This window comes from Streptomyces sp. NPDC017943 (assembly GCF_044328425.1).
GTDB classification, from domain to species: domain Bacteria; phylum Actinomycetota; class Actinomycetes; order Streptomycetales; family Streptomycetaceae; genus Streptomyces; species Streptomyces djakartensis_A.
In genome coordinates this window covers 299164-306399 of sequence record NZ_JBIRHH010000010.1, presented here as the reverse complement: position 1 = coordinate 306399, position 7236 = coordinate 299164, and the positions used below count along the sequence as shown (strand labels likewise).

Annotated in this window: 9 protein-coding genes; 4 read left to right on the top strand and 5 right to left on the bottom strand. The window is 70.4% G+C overall.

Translation table 11 applies throughout. The features are described 5' to 3' along the window. Nucleotides 1-385: 385 nt before the first annotated feature. Complete coding sequence (locus tag ACH4C6_RS29790; RefSeq protein WP_398111724.1) at nt 386-1027, bottom strand: DNA-3-methyladenine glycosylase; 642 nt, start codon at nt 1025-1027, stop codon at nt 386-388. A gap of 145 nt (nt 1028-1172) precedes the next feature. Between ACH4C6_RS29790 and ACH4C6_RS29785 the strand changes: the two genes are divergently transcribed. The 3 genes from ACH4C6_RS29785 (at nt 1173) to ACH4C6_RS29775 (ending at nt 3267) form a co-directional block, all read left to right on the top strand. After that, nucleotides 1173-1955 carry a sporulation protein gene (locus ACH4C6_RS29785; RefSeq protein ID WP_398111723.1) on the top strand — a complete coding sequence of 261 codons (783 nt, stop codon included), beginning with the start codon at nt 1173-1175 and terminating at the stop codon, nt 1953-1955. A gap of 53 nt (nt 1956-2008) precedes the next feature. Continuing rightward, entirely contained in the window at nt 2009-2548 is a 540-nt protein-coding gene (locus ACH4C6_RS29780; RefSeq protein WP_398111722.1) for a YbhB/YbcL family Raf kinase inhibitor-like protein, read from the top strand. A gap of 212 nt (nt 2549-2760) precedes the next feature. Continuing rightward, nucleotides 2761-3267, top strand: a complete 507-nt coding sequence (locus ACH4C6_RS29775; protein WP_398111721.1) for an HNH endonuclease — start codon at nt 2761-2763, stop codon at nt 3265-3267. A gap of 119 nt (nt 3268-3386) precedes the next feature. On the opposite strand, the gene ACH4C6_RS29770 is transcribed toward ACH4C6_RS29775, so the two are convergent. From ACH4C6_RS29770 to ACH4C6_RS29760, 3 genes are all read right to left on the bottom strand, one after another. Next, complete coding sequence (locus tag ACH4C6_RS29770) at nt 3387-4346, bottom strand: SPFH domain-containing protein (RefSeq protein ID WP_398111720.1); 960 nt, start codon at nt 4344-4346, stop codon at nt 3387-3389. Between the two features lie 124 nt (nt 4347-4470). Beyond that, the gene (locus ACH4C6_RS29765; RefSeq protein ID WP_398111719.1) at nt 4471-4902 is read right to left on the bottom strand and encodes an NfeD family protein; all 432 of its coding nucleotides are present in this window, start codon (nt 4900-4902) and stop codon (nt 4471-4473) included. Between the two features lie 87 nt (nt 4903-4989). Beyond that, the gene (locus tag ACH4C6_RS29760; RefSeq protein ID WP_398111718.1) at nt 4990-5787 is read right to left on the bottom strand and encodes an ABC transporter ATP-binding protein; all 798 of its coding nucleotides are present in this window, start codon (nt 5785-5787) and stop codon (nt 4990-4992) included. 161 nt (nt 5788-5948) lie between these two features. On the opposite strand from ACH4C6_RS29760, the gene ACH4C6_RS29755 reads away from it, so the two are divergent. Next, entirely contained in the window at nt 5949-6734 is a 786-nt protein-coding gene (locus ACH4C6_RS29755) for a hypothetical protein (RefSeq protein ID WP_398111717.1), read from the top strand. 164 nt (nt 6735-6898) lie between these two features. Here ACH4C6_RS29755 and ACH4C6_RS29750 read toward each other — a convergent pair whose 3' ends face one another. Continuing rightward, nucleotides 6899-7141: a chaplin gene (locus ACH4C6_RS29750; protein ID WP_030852293.1), complete on the bottom strand. Its 243-nt coding sequence runs from the start codon at nt 7139-7141 to the stop codon at nt 6899-6901. Nucleotides 7142-7236 lie beyond the last annotated feature (95 nt).

The window sequence follows — 7236 nt, the reverse complement described above, 5'->3', positions numbered from 1 at the left end:
GGCGTTGACTTTTGGCACGCTGTTGAGTTCTCAAGGAACGGTCGCTTCCTTTGTACTCACCCTCTCGGGCTTTCCTCCGGGCGCTTCCCTTCGGTCTTGCGTTTCCGACTCTATCAGATCTTTTTCGACCCGATTCCCTGTCGGCGGGATTCGCCGTCGGCTTCCGGGCTTTCGCTCGTCGGCCTTTCGACATTCACTACGTTAGCCGATTCCCCGTCCAACTCATAATCGAGTCTTTCGGCGCCGAATTCAGACATGCGGACACGTCGAATTCGCCCCTACTGAGGGGAGTCGCTGGGTAGTGGTTTGGCCGCCTCCGGCTGCGGGCGAATGCCCTGTCCGGCTCAAGCGGCTCGGACTACCTTACGCACCCCCGTAGGGCGAGTCAACTTCGGCGGCGCCTCGGGACATGGGCCCGGTACGGGCTCACCGTCGGGTCGTCCGCGACCCAGAACCGCCAGGGATGGACGGCTCCTTCACCGGACACACCGGTGCGCGGTCCGTTGCGCACCTGGTCGGAGGGGACGGGGGCGCCGGTCAGTATGCGGAGCGGGGTGTCCGCGGCGGTGCAGGCGTCCGTACCGTCCAGGGAGCGGTCCACGTCCAGGGCCGTCGCGAGGCGGGCGGGGCCTTTGGCCAGTTCCTTGTCGTTCCGGGCCGAGAGTCGACGGGTGCGGGCCAGTTCGGCGCCCTCGACGATCTCGCCGGCGCGCAGCAGGACCGCGCTCGACCTGCCCTCGGGTCCGCACACCAGGTTCATGCAGAACCACATGCCGTAAGTGAAGTAGACGTACACATGACCGGGCGGACCGAACATCACCGCGTTGCGGGCCGTGCGACCGCGGTAGGCGTGGGAGCCCGGGTCGTTCTCGCCGTCGTACGCCTCCACCTCCGTGAGGCGGAGGGCGATCGGGCCGTCCGGGGTGCTGCGGACCAGGATGCGGCCGAGGAGATCGGGGGCGACCTCGAGGACGGGCCGGTCGAAGAACTCCCTGGGCAGGGGCGTACGGTCGGGGCTCGCGATCATGCCGTCCGAGGGTACTGGAGGCGGGATGCGGTCACGGGGTGGCCGCCGGCACCGGCTCTTGCCAGGGTGGGGCATGGAACCGGCCGCGGCCGGAGAGCGTTTGTAGGGATCAAGGATCCACCCGTAGTGGGCGAGAGGGAGAGACATGGCGTTCAAGAAGCTGCTCGCGAGCCTGGGGGCCGGCGGGGCTTCGGTCGAGACGGTGCTGCACGAGGTCAACGTCGTCCCGGGCGGTGTCGTCCAGGGTGAGGTGCGTATCCAGGGCGGGTCCGTCAACCAGCAGATCGAGGGGCTCTCGGTCGGGCTGCAGGCCAAGGTCGAGGTGGAGAGCGGCGACCAGGAGTACAAGCAGGACATCGAGTTCACCAAGTCGCGGCTGGGCGGCGCGTTCGAGCTCCAGGCGAACGCGGTGCACGCGGTGCAGTTCGGGCTGGAGATCCCGTGGGAGACGCCCATCACGACCATCGACGGGCAGACGCTGCGGGGCATGAACATCGGTGTCACCACCGAGCTGGAGATCGCGCGGGCCGTGGACTCCGGTGACCTGGACCCGATCAACGTGCACCCGCTGCCGGCGCAGAAGGCGATCCTGGACGCGTTCATCCAGCTCGGCTTCCGCTTCAAGAGCGCGGACATGGAGCGCGGTGTCATCCGGGGCACGCGGCAGAAACTGCCGTTCTACCAGGAGATCGAGTTCTTCCCGCCGCAGCAGTACCGCGGGCTGAACCAGGTCGAGCTGAGCTTCGTGGCCGACCAGCACGCCATGGACGTGGTGCTGGAGATGGACAAGAGGCCGGGGCTGTTCAGCGAGGGCAGCGACACCTTCCGCTCCTTCCAGGTGGGTCTGAACGACTACCAGGGGACCGATTGGGCGGCGTACCTCAACCAGTGGCTCTCCGAGGTGGGCAGCAAGCGCAACTGGTTCTGAGACAGGTCCTAGGCTCGGAAGGGCACGCACCAACCGATCCAGGAGGTACCGAGGTGACCGAGCTCAAGCGGCGGCCGCTCCCCCACGACTTCCATCCGCCCGTGCCGTCGTTCACGGTGACGAGCGAGGACGTCCGTGAGGGCGCCACGCTCCAGGATGCTCAGGTCCAAGCGGCCGGCAACACCTCGCCGCAGCTGCGGTGGGAGGGCTTCCCGCCCGAGACCAAGAGCTTCGCCGTGACCTGCTACGACCCCGACGCCCCGACGGGCAGTGGGTTCTGGCACTGGGTGCTGTTCGACATCCCGGCGTCGGTGACCGAGCTGCCGGCGGGTGCGGGCGGCGGCACGTTCGAGGGGCTTCCGGAGGGGGCCGTCCACGCCCGCAACGACTACGGCAGCAAGGACTTCGGCGGGGCCGCGCCGCCGCCCGGGGACGGGCCGCACCGGTACGTGTTCACGGTCTACGCCGTGGACCAGGAGAAGCTGGGGCCCGACGCGGACGCGTCGCCGGCCGTGGTCGGCTTCAACCTGCGGTTCCACACGATCGGGCGGGCCCAGCTCATCGGCGAGTACGAGGTGCCCGCCGAGGGCTGAGCCGCCTTCCGCGCCGTCCCGGCGTTCATACGACGTTTGCCCGCTCCTGGTATTGGAATTGATCAGGAGCGGGCATTTTCTTGTTGCCGGGGGTCGCGGGGGTCACCCCCCGTGGGAGCAGCAGATATTGCGTTGTCCATCTCGGCGTGCCCGGCCAGAGTTGGTCCCAGCCCGCCAGGGGGTGGGCCGGTGCACACGGGAGGTGGGCTGGTATGCGGGACACGCTGGTACTGAACGCGAGCTTCGAGCCGTTGTCGACGGTGACGCTGAACCGAGCCGTCGTTCTGGTGCTTCAGGACAAGGCCGTCGTCGAGCAGGCCCACCCCGAACTGCGGATGAGGGGAGCCGCGGTCGACATACCGGCGCCGCGGGTGATCAGGCTCTGCCAGTACGTGCGGGTGCCCTTCCGAAGACGTGCTCCGTGGTCGCGGCGGGGTGTGCTGGTGCGGGACCGGCACAGGTGCGCGTACTGCGGGCGGCGGGCGACGACCGTGGACCACGTGGTGCCGCGGTCGCAGGGCGGGCAGGACAGCTGGCTGAACACGGTGGCCTCGTGCGCGGTGGACAACCACCGCAAGGCGAACCGGACTCCGGAGGAGGCGGGGATGCCGCTGCTGCGGCAGCCGTTCGAGCCGACGCCGGCGGATGCGATGCTCCTGGCTCTGACACAGGGTGACTTCGCGGCGCTGCCGGATTGGCTGACGCTGGACGCGGCGTGACCCTCGCCGTGGGGCCTCGGTAGCTCGTCGTCGGCCGCGGGTCGAGTGCGGTTGATTCGCGCGGTTCCCCGCGCCCCTGACGGGAAGGGGTCGCGGGGGACGGTGCGCGGCTGGTGCTGTCAGTCGATGTAGGGCTTCTCGCGGCGTTCCTGGGCGGGGACGCTGCCCGCGGACCCGCCTCCGTTGCCGCCGGAGCCGCCGCCGATGTTGCCGAAGTTGCCCATGGCGCCGGACAGGCCCTTGAGGGCGTCGCCGATCTCGCTGGGGACGATCCAGAGCTTGTTGGCGTCGCCCTCGGCGATCTTGGGGAGCATCTGCAGGTACTGGTAGGAGAGCAGCTTCTGGTCCGGGTCGCCGGCGTGGATGGCCTCGAAGACCGTGCGGACGGCCTGGGCCTCGCCCTCGGCGCGCAGGGCGGCGGCCTTGGCCTCGCCCTCGGCGCGCAGGATCTGGGACTGCTTCTCGCCCTCGGCGCGCAGGATCTCGGACTGGCGGACACCTTCCGCCTGGAGGATCGCGGCGCGCTTGTCGCGGTCGGCGCGCATCTGCTTCTCCATCGAGTCCTGGATGGAGGTGGGCGGCTCGATCGCCTTGAGCTCGACGCGGTTGACGCGGATGCCCCACTTGCCGGTGGCCTCGTCGAGGACGCCGCGCAGGGCGGCGTTGATCTCCTCGCGGGAGGTCAGGGTCCGCTCCAGGTCCATGCCGCCGATGATGTTGCGGAGCGTGGTGACGGTGAGCTGCTCGATCGCCTGGATGTAGCTGGCGACCTCGTAGGTCGCGGCACGCGCGTCGGTCACCTGGTAGTAGATGACGGTGTCGATGTTGACGACCAGGTTGTCCTGGGTGATCACCGGCTGGGGCGGGAAGGGGACGACCTGCTCGCGCAGGTCGATGCGGTTGCGGATGGTGTCGATGAACGGGACGACGATGTTGAGGCCCGCGTTGAGCGTCCGCGTGTAGCGGCCGAAGCGCTCGACGATGGCCGCGCTGGCCTGCGGGATGACTTGGATCGTCTTGATCAGGGCGATGAAGACCAACACCACCAGAATGATCAGGACGATGATGACCGGTTCCATCGTCGTTCCCCGTACCCTTCTCCGCCTCGGCGCCTTCGGAAGATCCTTGGTTGATCTTGCTGGTCGAGTCTGACAGACCGTCGCGTACCTCGCGAGGAGTTCTCACCAGTTGCGTCGTGCGAGGTCACATGACGACGGCGGTGGCTCCCTCGATGTCCACGACGTCCACTTCCTGGCCCACTTCGTAGGCGCGGCCGGTGTCGAGGGCGCGGGCCGACCAGATCTCGCCGGCGAGCTTGATGCGGCCGCCGGAGGCGTCGACGCGTTCCAGGACGACGGCTTGCCGGCCTTTCAAGGCGTCCACGCCGGAGGCGAATGGGGGCCGTTGTGCGCGGTGCCGGTTCGCGATGGGGCGTACGACGGCGATGCCCGCGGTCGAGACGACGGCGAAGACGACGACCTGGGCGACGGCTCCGCCGCCGAGGACGCCGGTGGTCACGGCGGCGGCGACGGCGCCCACCGCGAGCATGCCGAGTTCGGGCATCGCGGTGACCACGAGCGCGATGCCGAGCGCCGTCGCGCCGATGAGCCACCACAGCCATGCGTCGATGTCCACATGGTCATGGTAGGTCCGCGGGGCCTCTCGCCGACAGGGCGCCCGTGGTGAATTCCCGTTCCCGCCCGGGGATTTGCGCGGTGCGGGTCAGGACAGCGGGAGGCCCTGGGCGGTCCAGCGTTCGCCCGACTGCTCGACGACGAGCGGGAGGCCGAAGCAGAGGGACAGGTTGCGGGAGGTGAGTTCCAGCTCCAGCGGGCCGGCGGCGAGGACCTTGCCCTGGCGGATCATGAGGACGTGGGTGAAGCCCGGGGGGATCTCCTCGACGTGGTGGGTCACCATGAGCATCGAGGGGGCGATCGGGTCGAGGGCGAGGCGGCCGAGGCGGCGGACGAGGTCCTCGCGGCCGCCGAGGTCGAGGCCGGCGGCGGGCTCGTCGAGCAGGAGCAGCTCGGGGTCGGTCATCAGGGCGCGCGCGATGAGGGTGCGCTTGCGCTCGCCCTCGGAGAGGGTGCCGAACCGGCGCTGGAGGTAGTCGCTCATGCCGAGCCGGTCGAGGAAGGCGCGGGCGCGCTGCTCGTCGACCTCCTCGTAGTCCTCGTTCCAGGTGGCGGTCATGCCGTAGGCGGCGGTGAGGACCGTCTGCAGGACCGTCTGGCGCTTGGGGAGCTTCTCGGTCATGGCGATGCCGGCCATGCCGATGCGGGGGCGCAGCTCGAAGACGTCGGTGCCGGGGCGGCCGAGGGTCTCGCCGAGGATGGTGGTGGTGCCCGCGCTGGGGTAGAGGTAGGTGGAAGCGAGGTTCAGGAGGGTGGTCTTGCCGGCGCCGTTCGGGCCGAGGATGACCCAGCGCTCGCCCTCCTTGACCGACCAGGAGACCTGGTCCACCAGAGCCCGGCCCTCGCGGACCACGGATACGTCCTGAAGCTCCAGAACATCGCTCATGAGCGCGTTGTCTCCCCTTGCAGTGTGGCCGGTCTCGGCTGTCGCGTACGCCTGTGGCTCGGTCCGCCGCGCCGGTGGGCGCAGCCCTCCATGAAATCTACGCCACCGGCCGACCGGGGCATTCCCTCGGTCCGGTCCTTGGAGGGTCCTAGGGTGGAGGCATGCTTGCTGAACCACGTGCCGGGCGCCTCGCCGCTTGGGGAAACGCCCTTTTGGCCGGACTTGTCTCTCCGGATGACGCGGTGCTCGCCATCGTCGGCGAGGACGCGGTGCACCGGGTGGCCGGGCTGCCGGACGAGTCGGGCCAGGTCGGTCTGACGCTCGCGCTGGGGCGGCTGCGCCGGCTCGGGGCGACCGGGTTGCGGGTGGCGCTGCCGGCGCCGGGGCATCCGCTGGGCCTGAGCGGGCCGCCGGAGTTCAACGCGCGGGCGCTGGAGGCGGAGGAGGCGGTGGTCTGTCACGGGGCCGCGCTCGGGCTGGTGCCGGACGTGTACGACGCCGGCCCCGAGGGGGTGCAGGTCGAGGTGATCTGGCATGTGCTGCCGGTGCGGGAGGCGCCCCCGGCGGACGTGCCGTCGCTGGGCGAGGCGGAGCGGGAGCTCGCGGAGGCCCTGCGGGAGGCGACCGAGGTGCTGACGCGGCTGGACGTGGCCGGGTCGGGGCCGGTGGCCGAGGCGGCCGTCGAGGCGTACCGGGCCCGGGCCGAGCGCGGGCGGGAGGTGCTGGCGCCGGGGTATCCGCCGCGGGCAGTGCGGGTGCTGGAGCTGGCGCAGCGGGTGGGGGCGCTCATCGCCGTGGCGACCGAGAGCGGTCACGGGGGTGCGATGAGTTCGTCGGAGATCTCGGCGCGGCGGGAGGCGCTGCGGCCGGTGGAGCGGACGGCCCGGCGGGCGCAGGTCGCGGCGTACAACTCCGTCGTGGAGGAGCGGGAGCGCGGGGTCCGGTGACCGGTGCGGTGACGGGGGTTCGTGCCGCGCCCGAGGCCACGGCGTCGTGCGCCCTTGCTTGAGCGGGTCTCCGGGACCGGGGAGCGCCGCGGTCGTGCGGGCCGGCCTCCCGGGCGGGGCCGGGAGGCCGGTGTCACCTCCGGCTCGGAGACGGAGGCGGCGCGTCAGTGGTTGACGGCCAGGTTGCCGAAGGCCGGGTTCAGGATGCCCACGACGTTCACGCTGTTGCCGGAGACGTTGACCGGCACGTGCACCGGAGCCTGGACGACGTTGCCCGAGCCGACGCCCGGGGAGCCCACGGCCTGGCCGTCGGCGTGCGCGCTGGTGGCGGAGGCCATGCCCGCGCCCGCGGCCAGCAGGCCACCGGTCACCATCGTCACGGCCGCTGCCTTCTTCAGGTTCTTCACTTCTGAGCCCTCCTAGCGATTGCCGCGGCAGGCGCCGCAGCACGCACTGGAGAACGGTGAAGATCCCCCGAGGATGCGCCATATGGGGGACGTTC

Coding starts and splice junctions, on each gene's coding strand:
- ACH4C6_RS29790 (WP_398111724.1), bottom strand. CDS start 1,027: ATGATCGCGAGCCCCGACCGTACGCCCCTGCCCAGGGAGTTCTTCGAC.
- ACH4C6_RS29785 (WP_398111723.1), top strand. CDS start 1,173: ATGGCGTTCAAGAAGCTGCTCGCGAGCCTGGGGGCCGGCGGGGCTTCG.
- ACH4C6_RS29775 (WP_398111721.1), top strand. CDS start 2,761: ATGCGGGACACGCTGGTACTGAACGCGAGCTTCGAGCCGTTGTCGACG.
- ACH4C6_RS29770 (WP_398111720.1), bottom strand. CDS start 4,346: ATGGAACCGGTCATCATCGTCCTGATCATTCTGGTGGTGTTGGTCTTC.
- ACH4C6_RS29760 (WP_398111718.1), bottom strand. CDS start 5,787: ATGAGCGATGTTCTGGAGCTTCAGGACGTATCCGTGGTCCGCGAGGGC.
- ACH4C6_RS29755 (WP_398111717.1), top strand. CDS start 5,949: ATGCTTGCTGAACCACGTGCCGGGCGCCTCGCCGCTTGGGGAAACGCC.